The following is a 16,425-nucleotide window of genomic DNA, read 5'->3' as shown; positions in this document are numbered from 1 at the left end:
AAGGAGGTAAAGAAAAAGACGAAAGAAATAAATTCTTTCGCCTTAGAGCAGAAGCTCTCTTAGAGCATCTTTGTTTTGTGTTAAATCACTTAATGTGTATTGGTCAAGAACGCGTAAATAAGCAGTGAGTGCTTCATGAAGTACGTGCTTTAATGAACAAATCGGGGAGATAATACAGCTGTTTTTCTTCGGATCAAAGCATTCCACCATGACTAAATCATCCTCTGTATAGCGGACAACCTCACCAATATTAATGCTTTCTGGGCTTTTCCCCAGCCTAATCCCACCATTTCTTCCGCGGATCGTTTCTACATAACCACGTTTTCCTAGATGGTAAATGACCTTTGTCAGGTGATTTTTCGAAATGCCATAAATATCGGCAATCTGCTGAATATTTGACAGTTCATTGTTTTCTCTCGAAGCTAAATAAATGAGTACCCTTAATGAGAAATCTGTATAATTCGTAAGTTTCATTTGGACGACCTCTAAACCTAATAGAGTTTTGTATCATCGTAACACATTTTAGACAAAAACTGTTCGAGAAAGTACTAAATGTGACAACATTTAAAACATGCATTTTAAATATTGCTTTTATAAGCTGTCATCCATTACGATAAAGATGTATTCAAAATACATCTTTTGAAAGAAGGAATAACGATGTTATCCACAGATCAAATGAATGCCATTAAACAATCAGCCCCTCTTCTAAAAGCTGAGGGAACAAAACTTGTGACTGTTTTTTATCAAAATATGATTAGACAGCACCCAGAGCTACTCAATCAGTTTAATAAAACAAATCTCATGAATGGAAGCCAGCCAGAGGCGCTTGCCGCAACACTCTATCAAGCTGCACTGCACATTGATCGCTTGGCAGACTTGCTTCCTGCTGTGAAACAAATTGCCCATAAGCATGTCAGTGTCATGGTGAAAAAAGAGCAGTACCCAATCGTCGGATATCACCTTCTTGAAGCAATGAAAGAGGTATTTGGGTTATCAGAGGAAGATGACACATTGTTGGCTTGGAAGGCTGCATATGAAATCATTGCGAATATATTCATCACCATTGAGGCAGAAATGATGGCTGAAAATGTGAAACAAACTGGTGGATGGACAGATGTCAAACCGTTTATTCTGAAGAAAAAGAAACAAGAATCTCCATCACTCATTTCCTTTTATTTAGTACCAGAAGATGAATCTGAGCTACCAATGTATGAAGCTGGTCAATACATTACGGTGCAGGTAGATATGCCGGGTGAAGCCTATGTATGCAGCAGACAATACAGTTTATCAGATCAATATCACCCATCTTACTATCGCATCACCGTGAAACGAGATGGGCATGTATCCACATTCCTGCATGATGAAATGGAAGAAGGCGATATTCTTCACGTCAGTATGCCGCAGGGAATGTTCTGCTTGAAAGATGACACAAAAGAACCCGTTTATTTGATTAGTGCTGGTTCTGGTGTCACACCACTGATTGGTTTAGTGAAAACAGCTTCGCATAACAATCAACCATTCACGATGATTCATGCAGACAGACTAGAGGATGTAACTGCTTTTGAACAAGAGTTTGAACACGTTCTCATTTCATCTCCAGAGGGGCGTATTATCCTTTGTAACGAACAATTTGAAAAGAGTGTAAAGAGTGAGCTGGTTGAGAAGGTGGCTACGCGGATTAACCGACCTTTCCTTCAATCAGTCATTGGTGAAGGAAAAGGCCAATTTTATGTTTGCGGTTCCCCAGTATTTACTCAAGAGATGATCCTTATTCTAAAAGCGTTGGACATTCCGGAAGAGAATATCCATTTTGAAGCGTTCGGCGGGCAGTCCATGAAAGAAATGGAAGTCGTCTAAACAACTGGCTGAACATCATGTTTTTTTAGGTACGCTCATATAGTAGGGATAAGTCCGATGAGGAGGGATGGTTTCTTTGAGCGTATCTGAAAAGCGTCTTTTACAACGAGCCATTGATGAAATTACAGAAATTGCAGAAGGATTTGGTCTGGATTTTTATCCGATGAGGTATGAAATCTGTCCCGCGGAGATTATTTATACATTCGGTGCATATGGCATGCCAACACGATTTAGCCACTGGAGCTTTGGAAAGCAATTTCACAAAATGAAGCTTCATTATGATTTAGGATTAAGCAAAATTTATGAGCTTGTGATTAATTCAAATCCTTGCTATGCCTTTCTCCTTGATAACAATTCGCTTGTTCAAAATAAACTAATTGTGGCTCATGTCTTGGCACACTGCGATTTCTTTAAAAACAACTGCCGTTTCCAAAACACAAAACGAGATATGGTGGAAAGTATGTCAGCGGCAGCAGAGCGAATTAAAGAATATGAACATATCCACGGTACAAAAGAAGTCGAGTCCTTTTTAGATGCTGTATTGGCATTGCAGGAGCATATTGATCCGTCGCTTGTTCGTTCAAAATTAAGCTGGAATCTCGACGATGAAGATGAATATGAAGAGGACAAACCAAAACGTCAAACGCCATATGATGATTTGTGGGGAATGGATGAACCAAAAACACGTGAGAAAAAGAAAACGATCAAGCAATTCCCCCCAAAGCCAGAAAAAGATATTTTGCTCTTTATCGAGGCACACTCCCGGGAGCTAGAGCCTTGGCAGCGGGATGTGCTGACGATGCTGAGAGAGGAAATGCTCTATTTTTGGCCACAGCTAGAAACGAAAATCATGAATGAAGGCTGGGCATCGTATTGGCACCAGCGGATTATGCGTGAACTTGATTTAGATTCAAGTGAATCGATTGAATTTGCCAAATTAAATGCAGGTGTCGTGCAGCCATCTAAGACAGGAATCAATCCTTACTATTTAGGGCTGAAGATTTTTGAAGATATTGAAGAGCGCTACGATCATCCATGCGAGGAATTAAAAAAAGCAGGAGTGACGGAAGGGTCCGGTCGCAGTAAAATGTTTGAAGTGCGGGAAATTGAATCAGACATTTCTTTTATTCGAAATTACTTAACGAAAGACCTTGTGATGAGGGAAGATTTGTACTTGTTTCAAAAGCAGGGGAGAGACTATAAAGTCATTGATAAAGAATGGAAGGCAGTCCGTGATCAGCTAGTCAGCATGAGGGTCAATGGCGGCTTTCCGTATTTGACAGTCATCGATGGTGACTATTTAAAAAACAATGAACTCTATATTAAACATTGGTATGAAGGCATTGAGCTTGATCTCAAATACTTAGAAAAGGTGCTTCCATATTTGTATCAGCTATGGGGAAGAAGTGTGCATATCGAGTCAGTTCTTGAAGGAAAAGAAGTGATGTTTTCATACGATGGAAAAGGGGTTCATAGGAAGTATCTCACTTAATGATCAAAAAAGATGTCTACGACTAGACATCTTTTTTTGTGATTAGCACTTTATTGGTTTTTCAGCAGTTTGAAAATGTGTTTCGCTTGATCTGTATTTTCCATGAGCCCTTTTAGCTGCTCACTTGTTGGTCCATAAGCATAAAATGGTACTTCATCCCCTGTATGACCCGATGTGGTCCAGCCTGTATGAGACCTCGTATTGATGACCTTTTCGATGGCATCATCAATTTGAACAGGATCTTTTGTTTCAGCTGCCTTTTGAATAGAGGCGATTTCCTCTTTTGTAAAATCAAGGTCGATGTATTGTTTGAGCGCAGTCTCGACCGTCATACCCCCTGCAATTTTGTTTGCAATGAAATCAGGTGTCTTTTTTACTGCTTTGACAGGCTGATAATCCCAGCTGCCCGAGCCGTCTGCCCCGAAGGAAAGGCCGCCAGTTGAATGATCTGCTGTCGTGATGACTAATGTGTTTTTATCCTTTTTTGCGAAACGAATGGCTTCTTCAAATGCTTTTTCAAAATCCTTCATCTCACTCATCGCACTGACAATATCGTGGTCATGTCCAGCCCAGTCAATTTGACTGCCTTCAACCATGAGGAAAAATCCTTTTTTGTTTTTAGACAGCTGTTTGATGGCTGAGGATGTCATGTCTTGCAAGGAAGGGGTAATTTTATCACGATCAATTGCTTTATCGAGACCACCGTCAGCAAAAATGCCTAACAATTTTTGCTGTTTGTTTTTTTGTAAGTCAGCTTTATTGGTTACGTAACGATAGCCTGCTTTTTGAAATTCTTTCGTCAAATCACGATCTTTGCGGACAAAATCGATCAGTCCTCCGCCAAGCATGACATCGACTGTATGCTGTTTGCCAATTTTCTCATCGAAGAAATCATCAGCAATGGCTGCTGTGTTTTTTCTAGACACATCGTGGGCGGCATACGCAGCAGGTGTCGCATTGGTTAATTCAGATGTGACGACGAGACCAGTAGACTTTCCTTTGCGTTTTGCTTCTTCTAATACTGTTTTTAGTTTTTTGCCATTTTTGTTTACACCAATGGCGTTGTTGTATGTCTTTTGACCAGTTGCCATGGCTGTACCAGCTGCTGCTGAATCAGTAATGTTACTTTTAGAATCATCAGGGTATGTTTTATGCATGCCAGTGAGGTAAGGGTCAAACGCTGTTTGCTTGGAAAGATCACCGTTGTGTTTAAATGAGCGGTAAGTTGAAAGGTAAGGTGTTCCCATGCCATCTCCAATGAGCACGATCACATTTTGTACGTCATTTTTTGGTTTCTTTTTAGCCTCAGCTTTGTCAGCCTGTCCAAATTCAATTCCTGAAAAAATACCAATCGATAACACTGATGCGGCTGCGATTGCAGCTATTTTCGTTTTCGAGCTTTTCAACACACTCATTCATTTTGCCTCCTCATTGTTTATGTATCGCTCTCACGTTTACAATGGTAGAGCAGAAGTGTGGATTCCAAATGACAGCACCGTAAAGTTCACTTTAAAATTGTAAAGGTCCACTTTACATAGAATGAACCAAAAAGAGAAATGAATGTATGATTTATCTATGACAAGATGCATTTGTTTTGTCATGATTGTGTAATAAAAATGAAATAAAAAGAACCCTAAAAAAAAATAATTTTTGCCGAATTAATAAGCATAATGTCGTAGGAAGTCAAGACTATTTCTTCTGGTATTCGATCCTTATAATAGAAAGTAGATAAAAATTCGGATCACGATAGATACATACAGGAGGAACAAATGAAAAAACAATTGATCACAGCTGCAAGTGCAGTTCTACTTGGGACGACATTATTTGCCGGAGCTGCCTCAGCACAATCAGTAAAGGTTCAAAAAGGTGACTCTCTTTCTGTTCTAGCGAAAAAATACAAAACAACCGTGAGTAAGATTAAATCAGACAATAAACTGAAATCTAACACGATTTATGTTGGACAAACTTTAAAAGTGAATGGTACTTCTTCAAAAAAGGTAACGAAAACATCAAAAACAACAACAAAAGTAAAAGCGTCTTCAGCGACAGCCACTCATAAAGTTGTCAAAGGTGATACTTTATCTAAAATCGGCAAAAAATATGGAATGACAGTGAAAGAGCTGAAATCGTTAAATAAACTCAAAACAGATCTGATTAAAATTGGACAAAAGCTGAAAGTGAAAAAGACATCCAAAGTGAAACCAACACCTGTCAAAGAAAAAACAGTTGCTACTTCTTCTTTAAACACGTCTAAACTCGTAGCAGATGCGAAAGCACAAAACGGTACACCATATAAATGGGGTGGAACGACACCGAAAGGCTTTGATTGCAGCGGTTTTATGTGGTATATCATTAACAAACAAACAAAGATTTCAAGACAAACAACTGAAGGTTTTTGGGGATCAATGAAAAGCGTCTCAACACCTAAAGTTGGAGATTTTGTCTTCTTTACAACCTATAAATCTGGCCCATCTCACATGGGTGTCTACCTTGGGAACAACAAGTTTATCCACGCTGCTTCTGATGGTGTGACGATCAGCGATATGACTTCAAGCTATTGGAAGCCAATTTACCTTGGCGCAAAGACATTTGTAAACTAATAATGGATCTTAAGAGACTGCTTACTAGGCAGTCTCTTTTTTTGTATATCGTTTGCGCAGCTCAATCAGTCCTTTATCATAGCTCTCTATGAGTCTAAAGGCTTTTAAATAAGCAAAAGTGAAGACAAGTTATCAAAAGAATAATTTTATTTTCACTTTATAAAAATTATATCAAAAAAGTATAATTTTGTATGTTGTATAATAAATAGAAGAAGCCAAGCTATGATTTGAATAAAGATTGAAGAAAATCTACCCTGATGATTGACAAATATTTTGTTGATAAATAAGAATTTTCACTCTATTTCGAAAAAAAGTGTTTTCATTTTTTAATTTTCATATATAATAATTTTACGCCACTAATTTATTGCGCTAAATTAAATCTAAATATTCAGAAAATAAAGTGAATTACGAAGTGGTGGCGTCTTTAGACGGATACTAAGTTTTGGGAGTGATGGTATGAGCAATTCGTTGTTTAGAAAGAAGAGCATTTCAGAGCTAATTGCGGCAACACAAGGGGAAAAAGCGTTAAGAAAGGAATTAGGTTCATTTGACTTAACGATGCTTGGTATTGGAGCGATTATCGGTACAGGGATATTTGTTCTGACAGGTACAGGCGCCGTCACAGCAGGACCAGGACTTGTTTTATCATTTGTGATTGCAGGTCTTGCATGTTTATTTGCGGCATTGTCATATGCGGAATTCGCTTCCACAGTGCCAGTATCAGGATCTGTTTATACATTTACGTACGCATCTATGGGAGAATTTTTAGCGTTTATCATTGGCTGGGATTTGATATTAGAATATATGCTAGCCGCTAGTGCCGTTTCAGCAGGCTGGTCAGGCTACTTTGTGTCGTTTTTAAATGGGATAGGGATTCATATACCGGTTGAATTAACAGCAGCACCAGGTGGTTTAAAGGGTCAAGTGACATATTTTAATCTTCCTGCATTTATTATTTTAATGATCATCACCTTCTTGCTGTACTTCGGTATTAAAGAATCAAAACGAGTCAACAACATTATGGTCATTATGAAAATTGCGGTGATTCTGCTCTTTATTTTAGTCGCTGTGAAATATGTAAAACCTGAAAACTGGACACCATTCGTTCCTTTTGGAACTTCAGGCGTGTTAAGTGCAGCAGCTCTCGTATTCTTTGCATTTATCGGATTTGATGCAGTTGCTTCTGCGGCAGAGGAAACAAAAAATCCATCCCGCAACTTGCCAAGAGGAATCATCACTTCCTTATTGATTTGTACCGTGTTGTATGTGGTAGTCAGTGCGATCATGACAGGCATTGTTCCATTTATGAACTTTGAGGGAGTATCCCATCCAGTGTCTCTTGTTTTACAAGTAGCCGGTCAAAATTGGGTGGCGGGTATTGTAGATGTTGGGGCGATTTTAGGGATGACCACGGTCATGCTTGTCATGCTGTACGGCCAAACACGTGTCATGTTTGCCATGTCTCGTGATGGCTTGGTACCAAAGGTTCTTTCAAAGGTTCATCCAAAACATAAAACACCTTATATCAATACTCTTTTCTTTGGAACATTGTCAGCATTAATGGGTGGATTCATTCCGCTTGATGAGCTGGCAAGTCTAGTGAACATCGGAACACTTTCAGCTTTCATTTTGATTTCAGTTGCTGTCATTGTCATGAGAAAAACACAGCCTGATTTACCGAGAGCATTCAGATGCCCCGCAGTGCCGCTCATTCCAATCTTGGCTATTCTATCTTGCGGACTGCTCATTTATAAGCTTGGCACCATCACATTTGTTCGTTTCTTAATCTGGCTTGCCATTGGGCTTGTTGTCTATTTCTTATATTCAAGAAAGCACTCCGAATTAAACAAAAAATAAGAGTGTACAGAAAAAGCCAGTCAAGTATGACTGGCTCAGCGTGTAGACAAACCTTCGCATTCTTTGTCAGTTCTGCGTGCTGGTGCTCACGAATGTCAAATTCGCTCCGCTCCAGTACTCGTCCTTCATAGACTTCAAAGGTTTTCAGGTCACGCTGAAAAGAAGACAAAGGGCTAAAATAAACAACATTTTAGCCCTTTGTCAACAATCTGAAAGCCAGTCAAGTATGACTGGCTTTTTAGTATTAAAAACCTAATTGAAGATCGACATCAATGGAGACGATCGCATAGACACAAACGATGACAAAAATATTCAGAACGACGCCTAGGAAACCTGGTCCAGTGCGGCCTTTTTTAATGAACAGTTCAATCACACCGAATGGAACTGCGGCCATTGCAAAAGGAAGCATTTGAAACGAATAAAATGTCACATTGCTGATAATGGCGAGGTTCAGCATGAGCAGCGATAAAATAGCGGTGCCGACCGAAATCCAGCCAAACACATTATGCTCTTTAAAAATTCTTACCAATTCCATAATTCCACCTCGCTCACTTTGGCCGTTTTAATGCGTTTTGTCTTCACAAATTTCTCTATTTCTTTAGAAGGACCTGTGACAACAGAACCGTAAACCGTGACACCATTTTGATTGATGTAGCGTATTCGGTTAGAGAGGTCAAGTTCAGGTCTGCCAGAGATCGTTTTTGCCCAGGATGGATGCTGGTTGACATAGGCGAGGGCATCTTTGAACTGATCAACCTCTGTTTTTGATGTGTGCTGAAGCTCTTTTAAAAATTCAGAGTCTTTCCCGGGAAAACCGATTGGACGCTGATTTCCACTTAATGAATCTTCTGTTTTTATCGCATTCCAAAGCACTTTCATATCATATTTTTTAGCAAATGAATACACGTCTTTCGGTGTGTATGCTTTGTCATAGGATACATACACTTCACTCACTGTTCCTTCAGGTAGCTTGTCTAGAGTAGTGAGTGTTTGTTTTTTTGATGTATCTGCCTGAGACGAAGGGTGCGTAAAGAAATCCTCCGTATTACGTGCGCTGTCGCCATAATAAGAGATCGTAGGCTGCTTTAATTTATCGAAAAACATTTCGATTTGTTCACTGCCGATGGCTTCTGTTTTATTGCCAATTTGTTTTTGTAGCTTAAGTTCTGTGTTCATACCAAATAGTTTGACTTGCCCTTTTAAATCCTTCATATCAATGGCGACATTCGGTTTTGTTAGGGCGACTGTTACAGCGGCCGTTTCCATAAAATGATTGCCTTTACTGTCTGCTCCGCCAACGCCGTAGTATAGATAACTACCTAGTGTACAAAGCGGTAAAATAATCAGTGTAGATATGACAGCAAGCACAGAAATACGTAAATAGGACTTTCTTTTTCCGTATTGTAAAATGGCTTTTTGTTTTTCAGGACTGATGGAGAAGTCTGTCCAATCTGAGTCATTCAGTTCTTGGCTTAAGCGTTTTTCATTTTCTTCGAGCTCTTCTTCAAACGCCATCATTTCTTCCTCGTTCATCTCGCCATTATTATATTGTTCCCATCGCTTATTAAACTCTTCATTCATCATTAACACCTCTGTTATATAGTGCTTTTAGGCGCTGCCTTGCACGAAATAAAACACTTTTAAAATTTGCTTCAGTAATATTCATGACCTTGGATGCTTCTTTGTAATTTAGTTCTTTTAAATAATACAATGTCAACGCTTCCTTGTAGTTATCTGGAAGCTGCTCCAAATACATGTTGAGAACTTCTTTTATTTCAATCTGTTCAGCGGGACTTTGTACAGACGTTTGTAAAAGGCCGCCAATGAGATCATCCGATATGGTCACTTCTTTTTTATGTTTCCTGACATAATCAATAAAAGCATTTCGTGCCACCTGAAATAACCAAGGTTTCACTTTGCTATGGTCGTAGGAATGAATATGTATATAAGCACGCATAAAGGTTTCCTGCAATAAGTCCTCTGCCAAATGTTTGTCTTTTGTCATGGAGAGCAGAAACCTGTAAACATCGTTCATATACATTTGATAAATTTCATCGATCGTCACTGATTTTTCTCCCCTCTATGTTATACACGCATAAGAAAGGCATAAAGTTGCACGAAACTTCTCATAGGCCGTACATTACTCATCTCTTTCACCGAATCAAAATCATTTCTCCTTATCATAGCGAAATTTGCATCATTTATAAAGTGTTTTCAATAGAACAAATCAGGAAAAAAACTCAAAAAACGACAATTTTGGACACATTTCTTCCTCTATTCTCTCCTAAAAACACATACTTGAATACAGAAGGAGCGGTCTCTTAAGTGAAAAGATGATTTTAGTGAACCGTCTCTATTTTATCAGCAGGAGAAAATTTTTAGTACCAGGTAATAAAAAATTTGTTATAATAGAAACAAATCCTTCATTCTTCAAACAAAGGAAGTGCACTATGTATAAATTTTCAGGCTATACCGTCAAAGCATTTTTTGCTCTCCGAGGCGGAATCAAAGTATATCAAAAAGAGAATCTGCCAACAGACCGGGGGTTTGTCATTGCTTGTACGCATGAGGGTTTTGTGGATGTTCTTGCATTAGGCGCAGGAATTCTTCCGTTTGAGATCCACTACATGGCGAAAAAAGAATTGTTTGCAAATAAATGGATCGGCGGATTTTTAAAGAAGATTCATGCTTTTCCAGTTGATCGAGAGAATCCTGGGCCAAGCAGTATTAAAACGCCCATTAAATTATTAAAAGAGGGGAAAATCGTTGGGATTTTTCCAAGCGGAACACGTACAACAGAAGATGTTCCTTTAAAAAGAGGGGCCGTTACGATTGCGCAGCTCGGCAAATCACCAATCGTACCAGCAGCGTACAAAGGACCTTCTAATGCGAAAAGCCTTTTTAAGAAGGGGAAAATGCGCTTAATCATTGGTGAACCGATTGAGCTGTCTGAATTTGATCATCTGCCGCCAAAAGAAAGATTAGGTGCGATGACAGAAGTATTAAACACAAGAATCAAAGAACTTGAAGCTAAGTTAATCGAAAAGGGATAAAGAAAACGACCACTTGCTAAGGCAAGGGTCGTTTTTTTCTTAAGAAGCGCCTTCTTCAGCTGCTTCTATTAGTTGTTCGTTTAGTTTTTTGACTTCGATGTATGCCACATGGTGTCCATCGACTTCATTAATGATAAATTCATAGCCTTGTTCACGAATCGCGTCATTTTTCTCGACTTCATATTTTTGTGTAAGGAACCAGCCGCCGATTGTGTCGACTTCTTCGTTATCAAGCTGAATACCTAGTAGCAGGTTAACTTGATCTACAAGGACCTTTCCATCAAAGATATAGTGGTCTTCTCCCAGTTTACGCACTTCGTTGATTTCATCAATATCGAATTCATCACGAATCTCACCGACGATTTCTTCAAGGATGTCTTCAACTGTTACAAGTCCTGCTGTACCGCCATATTCATCTGATAAAATGGCCATGTGTACACGCTCACGCTGCATTTTAAGCAGTAGATCATGAACAGGAACTGTTTCAATTACATGAATAATCGGGTTTACAAAATGTTCGATCGTATCACTTGTGGAACATTCACCACTAATACATGCAGTGAGTACTTCTTTAATATTCACAACACCGATAATGTTGTCTTTATCGCCATCTTCAATTGGATAACGTGTATATTTCTCGACCTTGGTCACTTTCAGCATTTCCTCAATCGTAATATCGTGCGGGAAGCTGACAACTTCGGTACGAGGAATCATAATTTCTTTCGCCAGACGGTCATCAAATTCAAAAATTTTATTCACATATTTGAATTCAGACTGGTTAATCTCGCCGCTCTTATAGCTCTCAGATAAAATAATCCGCAATTCTTCTTCAGAGTGCGCCATGTCATGCTCAGAAACTTGTTGAAGACCAAATGCTTTTGTTAACAAACGAGCAGATCCATTTAATACCCAGATAAAAGGGAACATCACTTTGTAAAAAATCATAAGCGGTCTAGCAAATAGAAGGGACACTTGCTCAGCCTTTTGAATGGCGAGTGTTTTTGGTGCAAGCTCTCCAACCACGACGTGTAAAAACGTCATAATACTAAACGCAATAATAAAAGTGACAATATGACTGGCTGATTGAGGAATCGACAGCTCTACAAATAGTGGAGCAAGCATGTGCGCAATTGTTTCTTCCCCTAACCAACCAATCCCAAGGGCGGTAATGGTAATACCGAGCTGACAGGCCGACAGATACTCATCAAGGTGAGTCGTGACGTGCTTGACAGCAACTGCTGTTTTATTACCTTCTGCAATTAATTGATCAATTCTTGAGCTTCTTAAGCGAATGATCGCAAACTCCGATGCAACGAAAAACGCGGTTAAAGCTATAAGTAAAGCAACTATGAGTAAATTCACTATGTCCAATTAAGGCCTTCGTTCTGACTTTGAGAACGAAGGTAACACCTCCTGTTTAGTAAAAATTTTAACTTAACAGCAGTAAAAATGATTGGACAGTCGTCATTTTTTCAGGAGTAAGCTGCTCTTTTAGTTTTTCACGTTGTTCTGGCTGAAGCTGCTTACAACGTGCCAAAATGCGGTCCATATGCTCATTCATCCGATCGATATCAGAGGTTAAATGGACAAGTTCGTCATGTTCTTCCTTTTGAGAAGGGAATTGTTCATCTAATCTGGATTTGATGTCAGAAAGAGCCAATCTCTGCTGTTTGCAAAGAACGATTAATTGTAATCGTTTTAAAGCATTTTCATCGTAATAACGATAATTAGAGCAAGATCTAACAGGCGCAAGCAACCCTAGATTCGTATAATAATCTACAGTTCGTTTCGTCACCTGTGCAATCTGTGCTAGTTCACCAATACGATACTTTTTCTCAGCCCCATCTGAACATCTCCTCCTAACCGTCACGTTATAGTTTATGAAAATAGTTTAATATAATTCGAGTCTGAAATACAAGATAATTGTTCAGATTTCCTGCCAATATGAAGAAACAAAGGGCATTTCCATCAATTTAGGTTGTCATCTCTAAAATACTGTAGCGATACAGGAATTTTCAGATTATTTATGGTAAGATAAAATGAATACCGTTTCATATATATGTAGAGAGACGGATTTTACGTGAACCGGAGGTGGTTAAGTGGGGCCCTCAAAGTAGTCTTATTTAATCAGTTAACCGTTTTGCAAAAGACAACATCATCAATCAGGAGGTGACTCCTTGTTCTTCTAAGAAAGAGCAAGGTTAAATGGACGATATTGTTAATCTGAGTATAGTCGGAGTTTTGATTGCTTTAACAGCTTTCTTTGTTGCATCTGAATTTGCCATTGTAAAGGTGAGAAGTTCAAGAATTAATCAGCTTGTTGCCGAAGGGTCCAAAAAGGCTATCATGGCGAAAAAGGTGACATCAAGGCTAGATGAATATTTGTCAGCCTGCCAGCTCGGTATTACAGTGACATCCCTTGGTTTAGGGTGGATCGGTAAACCGGCAGTAAAAGAACTTTTAGTTCGAGGTTTTGGTTTGACAAACATTCCTGATTCAGCAATCAGCCTGATCTCAGCAACACTTGCGTTCTCTATTATTACCTTTTTGCATGTAGTTGTTGGCGAGCTTGCACCAAAAACACTTGCCATACAAAAGGCAGAAAAAATGACGCTTTGGCTGTCAGGACCGCTGCATGCATTTTATATCCTTATGTACCCTTTCATTTATGTGTTGAACGGGTCAGCCCGTGTACTAACGAAAATGATGGGTATCGATATGGGGTCTGAAAAAGAACATTCCCATTCCGAAGAGGAATTAAAGATTTTATTATCTGAAAGCTTAAAAAATGGGGAAATCAACTCATCAGAGTATAATTATATGAACAAGATATTCGATTTTGATAATCGAATCGCAAGAGAAATCATGATACCGCGAAGAGAAATTTGTGCGATTCCAGAAGATATGCCGTTAGACGAAATACTGGCGATCATGACAAAGGAAAAGTATACACGCTTCCCCGTGTTTTCAGGGGATAAAGACCATGTCATTGGCATGCTCAACAAAAAGCAGCTCTTTGCAGATATTGTGTATCAAGGAGAAAAAGATCAACTGAAGCTTCAAGATTATATTTATCCAGTGATTGAAGTGATTGACACGATTCCAATTCAAGAGCTTCTCGTCAAAATGCAGCGCGATCGAATGCATATGGCGATTTTAACGGATGAATATGGCGGGACATCTGGACTTGTCACAACGGAGGATATTTTAGAAGAGATTGTTGGAGACATTCGAGATGAATTCGATGAAGATGAGCAGCCTGTCATTCAAAAGAGAGCGGAGCATCATTATATATTAGATGGAAAAGTGAGATTAGAGGAAGTTCAAGATTTGATCGAAATGTCATATCATGATGAAGAAATTGATACGATAGGCGGGCTAATCTTAAATGAGAACATTGATATCCGAGAAGGACAATCCATTTACCTTGATGATATTCGGATGAAGGTCTTGGAGATGGATGGGCGCTATGTGAAAAAGATCGACCTGAAAAAAGGCGTCACATCATCAGAAAAAGAAAATACACGCACAGGGCTTGATATAAAAGAGCCGCTGTTAGTAAATGAAATGACCTTGAGCGAAAAATAAGCTCAAGGTTTTTTTTAGGTATTTAGCCTCTTTTTTGAGAATGTATGTTCGTATACAATAAGAACAAACGTTCGTAAAAGGGGGATGGACATGCTCTGGTATGAAACAGCAAGTATTGCGGAGAAAAAAACCTCAATGAAACGTATTGAGTTTCATTTGAAAAATTTCAAGAACTATCAAGCAGCCATTTTAAATATTGAAAGACAGCTTGAAAAGCGAAGTTCTCTCCAACATCATCATATGGCACGTCAAAAATTAGAAGAGCAGAAAAGCCAGTATGAACTGATTGTTGCTTGTATTGAAACGGCTTTAAAAGAATTGGATGAAATAGAGCAGCAGCTCATTGATTATAAGTATTTTCGAGATTGGCGCATGGCAAAATGTGCAATTGAAATCGGCTATAGTGAGAAGACACTATTTTTAATGAAGCGCCAGCTGATGGATCAACTGCTCATCAGCCTAGCTGCCATCACAGATATTTAAAACAGAAGTTGTCCTATTTGATAAAACGCCGCAAAAAGGCATAAAGAGCCGATAATTGTCACAAGTAAATAGGCAGCAAGTTTCCCAATTTTACGCTGCATCAGCATCGTCGCAGATTCTACACTAAACGTAGAGAATGTGGTAAAGCCGCCAAAAAAACCGGTTCCTATGATCACTAGCAGTGGATGATTGGACGTTACAGCGCCTGTGAGAAAACCTAAACCGGCTGCACCTAATAAATTAATGCAAATAATACTGTACGGGAAAAGGGCATGGGATGGAGTTTTCTGGATTGTTTGGCTGATGAAGAAACGACATGCACTACCGATCCCTCCAGCTACAGCTGTATAAAAAACAATCATTTATCTGCTTCCTTTCTGCTGCTTATTTTGATGAAAGAGCCGTTCAGCAAGGATCAGGCCAGCTAAAGCAGCGGCTACTCCAGCAATGACTGAGAGCAGGATGTACATCATACTTAAATTGAACTGCCCTGCCTGTAACAGAAGAACTGTCTCTTTAGAAAAGGTGGACATGGTCGTAAACCCGCCGCAAAACCCTGTTCCAATCAAAGCTGCAAGATCTTTTTTTCCTTTCTGAAATAGAAAGTATCCTGTCGCAAAACCAAGAAGCAGGCTGCCGGAAATGTTTTCAATCATCGTTGCATAGGGGAATGTCTGGCTGATGACAGTTTGACTTAGTTCATATCTGCAAAGTGTACCAATCAATCCACCGATAAAAACGGCGAAATAAGTTTTCATCTGCATCATTTCTCCTTTTGAAAAAATAGCGGGTTATCGGTTACCACACCATCAATTGGATATTTTTTGATTCGATCCGCTGTTTTTTGATCTTTTACAGTCCATATAAACACATCCATCCCGAATGTTTGGATGCGGTCTATCCACCATCTATTGATCATCGTTTTCTTCATATTAAGACAATTTGCAAACGAGCTGTATGTCGTTAACTTTCGTTTCGTTAGTTTAAATGCATCAGGCTTTATAATCAAAGCTGTGCGAAGAGAAGGGGCGAATGCTTTGATTCTTTGCAGTGCATGAACATCAAAAGATTGAATCATGATATGACGAGAATAGGCAAACCGATTGATGATGCGGGCAACGGCCTTTTCGATTCCTATCTGCCGTTTTGGGTGTTTGATCTCGATCAATATCCCAATCCGCTGACTGTATCTTTCAAGAATTTCTTGTAATGTTGGAATTCGTTCATTCGTATACTGGTGGTCAAACCAGCTTCCTGCGTCCAATTTTTTCAACTGATCAAGTGTATAGCTTTTGACTAAACCGTTTCCGTTCGTCGTTCGATCAACGGTATCATCATGGATGACGACGACGTGCTGATCCATGGTCATTTGTACGTCTAATTCAATATAATCTGCTCCTTGCTCGACAGCTACATCAAACGCAGCGATTGTATTTTCTGGGGCTGCACTTGATGACCCTCTATGTGCGATAATATACACTTGCTCCAGCTCCCT

General features: G+C 39.2%; 17 protein-coding genes. 7 read left to right on the top strand and 10 right to left on the bottom strand.

Translation table 11 applies throughout. The features are described from left to right. Positions 1-42: 42 nt before the first annotated feature. Positions 43-474, bottom strand: a complete 432-nt coding sequence (locus ACRRMM_RS09440) for an Rrf2 family transcriptional regulator (protein ID WP_007497090.1) — start codon at positions 472-474, stop codon at positions 43-45. 183 nt (positions 475-657) lie between these two features. On the opposite strand from ACRRMM_RS09440, the gene ACRRMM_RS09435 reads away from it, so the two are divergent. Together ACRRMM_RS09435 and ACRRMM_RS09430 are read left to right on the top strand one after the other, a co-directional pair. Then, positions 658-1,857, top strand: a complete 1,200-nt coding sequence (locus ACRRMM_RS09435; protein WP_428828845.1) for a globin domain-containing protein — start codon at positions 658-660, stop codon at positions 1,855-1,857. A gap of 67 nt (positions 1,858-1,924) precedes the next feature. Then, on the top strand, positions 1,925-3,349 hold the full coding sequence (locus tag ACRRMM_RS09430; protein WP_007497093.1) for a SpoVR family protein: 1,425 nt from the start codon (positions 1,925-1,927) through the stop codon (positions 3,347-3,349). A 50-nt stretch (positions 3,350-3,399) separates the two neighbouring features. Here the strand turns inward: ACRRMM_RS09430 and ACRRMM_RS09425 are convergent, their stop codons facing one another. Continuing rightward, a complete protein-coding gene (locus tag ACRRMM_RS09425) occupies positions 3,400-4,764 on the bottom strand; it encodes an alkaline phosphatase (protein ID WP_331832668.1) in 1,365 nt (454 codons plus the stop codon). 354 nt (positions 4,765-5,118) lie between these two features. Here ACRRMM_RS09425 and ACRRMM_RS09420 point away from each other — a divergent pair, with 354 nt between their 5' ends. After that, the gene (locus ACRRMM_RS09420) at positions 5,119-5,949 is read left to right on the top strand and encodes a C40 family peptidase (RefSeq protein WP_008348987.1); all 831 of its coding nucleotides are present in this window, start codon (positions 5,119-5,121) and stop codon (positions 5,947-5,949) included. 456 nt (positions 5,950-6,405) lie between these two features. Continuing rightward, positions 6,406-7,806 carry an amino acid permease gene (locus tag ACRRMM_RS09415; protein ID WP_008348986.1) on the top strand — a complete coding sequence of 467 codons (1,401 nt, stop codon included), beginning with the start codon at positions 6,406-6,408 and terminating at the stop codon, positions 7,804-7,806. A 244-nt stretch (positions 7,807-8,050) separates the two neighbouring features. Here the strand turns inward: ACRRMM_RS09415 and ACRRMM_RS09410 are convergent, their stop codons facing one another. From ACRRMM_RS09410 to ACRRMM_RS09400, 3 genes are read right to left on the bottom strand one after another with little or no spacing between them, the layout of a single operon-like run. Continuing rightward, the gene (locus ACRRMM_RS09410; protein WP_008348984.1) at positions 8,051-8,341 is read right to left on the bottom strand and encodes a hypothetical protein; all 291 of its coding nucleotides are present in this window, start codon (positions 8,339-8,341) and stop codon (positions 8,051-8,053) included. Continuing rightward, positions 8,329-9,387 carry an anti-sigma factor gene (locus ACRRMM_RS09405; RefSeq protein ID WP_024719964.1) on the bottom strand — a complete coding sequence of 353 codons (1,059 nt, stop codon included), beginning with the start codon at positions 9,385-9,387 and terminating at the stop codon, positions 8,329-8,331. Before ACRRMM_RS09405 ends, ACRRMM_RS09410 begins: the two co-directional genes overlap by 13 nt. Continuing rightward, positions 9,380-9,871, bottom strand: a complete 492-nt coding sequence (locus ACRRMM_RS09400) for a sigma-70 family RNA polymerase sigma factor (RefSeq protein WP_008348979.1) — start codon at positions 9,869-9,871, stop codon at positions 9,380-9,382. The genes ACRRMM_RS09405 and ACRRMM_RS09400 overlap by 8 nt, the downstream gene beginning before the upstream one ends. A gap of 385 nt (positions 9,872-10,256) precedes the next feature. Here ACRRMM_RS09400 and ACRRMM_RS09395 point away from each other — a divergent pair, with 385 nt between their 5' ends. After that, positions 10,257-10,859 carry a lysophospholipid acyltransferase family protein gene (locus tag ACRRMM_RS09395; RefSeq protein ID WP_017360344.1) on the top strand — a complete coding sequence of 201 codons (603 nt, stop codon included), beginning with the start codon at positions 10,257-10,259 and terminating at the stop codon, positions 10,857-10,859. A 39-nt stretch (positions 10,860-10,898) separates the two neighbouring features. Here ACRRMM_RS09395 and ACRRMM_RS09390 read toward each other — a convergent pair whose 3' ends face one another. Then, positions 10,899-12,230, bottom strand: a complete 1,332-nt coding sequence (locus ACRRMM_RS09390; RefSeq protein ID WP_350386485.1) for a hemolysin family protein — start codon at positions 12,228-12,230, stop codon at positions 10,899-10,901. Positions 12,231-12,288: 58 nt separating this feature from the next. After that, a complete protein-coding gene (locus ACRRMM_RS09385) occupies positions 12,289-12,729 on the bottom strand; it encodes a MerR family transcriptional regulator (RefSeq protein ID WP_072368112.1) in 441 nt (146 codons plus the stop codon). Between the two features lie 335 nt (positions 12,730-13,064). On the opposite strand from ACRRMM_RS09385, the gene ACRRMM_RS09380 reads away from it, so the two are divergent. Both ACRRMM_RS09380 and ACRRMM_RS09375 read left to right on the top strand, forming a co-directional pair. Beyond that, a complete protein-coding gene (locus ACRRMM_RS09380) occupies positions 13,065-14,447 on the top strand; it encodes a hemolysin family protein (RefSeq protein ID WP_017360343.1) in 1,383 nt (460 codons plus the stop codon). Positions 14,448-14,537: 90 nt separating this feature from the next. Next, positions 14,538-14,930, top strand: coding sequence for a hypothetical protein (locus ACRRMM_RS09375; RefSeq protein WP_024719967.1), 393 nt, complete (start codon positions 14,538-14,540; stop codon positions 14,928-14,930). On the opposite strand, the gene crcB (ACRRMM_RS09370) is transcribed toward ACRRMM_RS09375, so the two are convergent. Genes crcB (ACRRMM_RS09370) through ACRRMM_RS09360 form a run of 3 tightly spaced genes read right to left on the bottom strand, consistent with a single transcriptional unit; the run spans position 14,927 to position 16,410 of the window. After that, complete coding sequence (gene crcB / locus ACRRMM_RS09370) at positions 14,927-15,292, bottom strand: fluoride efflux transporter CrcB (protein WP_250027057.1); 366 nt, start codon at positions 15,290-15,292, stop codon at positions 14,927-14,929. The genes ACRRMM_RS09375 and crcB (ACRRMM_RS09370) overlap by 4 nt on opposite strands. Then, positions 15,293-15,694: a fluoride efflux transporter CrcB gene (crcB, locus tag ACRRMM_RS09365; protein ID WP_017366925.1), complete on the bottom strand. Its 402-nt coding sequence runs from the start codon at positions 15,692-15,694 to the stop codon at positions 15,293-15,295. After that, positions 15,694-16,410: a glycerophosphodiester phosphodiesterase gene (locus ACRRMM_RS09360; RefSeq protein WP_250027056.1), complete on the bottom strand. Its 717-nt coding sequence runs from the start codon at positions 16,408-16,410 to the stop codon at positions 15,694-15,696. Before ACRRMM_RS09360 ends, crcB (ACRRMM_RS09365) begins: the two co-directional genes overlap by 1 nt. Between the last annotated feature and the right edge of the window lie 15 nt (positions 16,411-16,425).

It is taken from the genome of Bacillus sp. XT-4 (assembly GCF_050864245.1).
GTDB lineage: Bacteria > Bacillota > Bacilli > Bacillales > Bacillaceae > Bacillus > Bacillus altitudinis.
Note: the sequence above shows the minus strand (reverse complement) of the source record. Positions and strands in the feature narration are given on the sequence as shown.

Bases quoted from the DNA above. Each gene is read 5' to 3' on its own strand.
- ACRRMM_RS09440 (WP_007497090.1), bottom strand. From the start codon at position 474: ATGAAACTTACGAATTATACAGATTTCTCATTAAGGGTACTCATTTAT.
- ACRRMM_RS09435 (WP_428828845.1), top strand. From the start codon at position 658: ATGTTATCCACAGATCAAATGAATGCCATTAAACAATCAGCCCCTCTT.
- ACRRMM_RS09430 (WP_007497093.1), top strand. From the start codon at position 1,925: ATGGTTTCTTTGAGCGTATCTGAAAAGCGTCTTTTACAACGAGCCATT.
- ACRRMM_RS09425 (WP_331832668.1), bottom strand. From the start codon at position 4,764: ATGAGTGTGTTGAAAAGCTCGAAAACGAAAATAGCTGCAATCGCAGCC.
- ACRRMM_RS09420 (WP_008348987.1), top strand. From the start codon at position 5,119: ATGAAAAAACAATTGATCACAGCTGCAAGTGCAGTTCTACTTGGGACG.
- ACRRMM_RS09415 (WP_008348986.1), top strand. From the start codon at position 6,406: ATGAGCAATTCGTTGTTTAGAAAGAAGAGCATTTCAGAGCTAATTGCG.
- ACRRMM_RS09410 (WP_008348984.1), bottom strand. From the start codon at position 8,341: ATGGAATTGGTAAGAATTTTTAAAGAGCATAATGTGTTTGGCTGGATT.
- ACRRMM_RS09405 (WP_024719964.1), bottom strand. From the start codon at position 9,387: ATGAATGAAGAGTTTAATAAGCGATGGGAACAATATAATAATGGCGAG.
- ACRRMM_RS09395 (WP_017360344.1), top strand. From the start codon at position 10,257: ATGTATAAATTTTCAGGCTATACCGTCAAAGCATTTTTTGCTCTCCGA.
- ACRRMM_RS09380 (WP_017360343.1), top strand. From the start codon at position 13,065: ATGGACGATATTGTTAATCTGAGTATAGTCGGAGTTTTGATTGCTTTA.
- ACRRMM_RS09375 (WP_024719967.1), top strand. From the start codon at position 14,538: ATGCTCTGGTATGAAACAGCAAGTATTGCGGAGAAAAAAACCTCAATG.
- crcB (WP_250027057.1), bottom strand. From the start codon at position 15,292: ATGATTGTTTTTTATACAGCTGTAGCTGGAGGGATCGGTAGTGCATGT.
- crcB (WP_017366925.1), bottom strand. From the start codon at position 15,694: ATGCAGATGAAAACTTATTTCGCCGTTTTTATCGGTGGATTGATTGGT.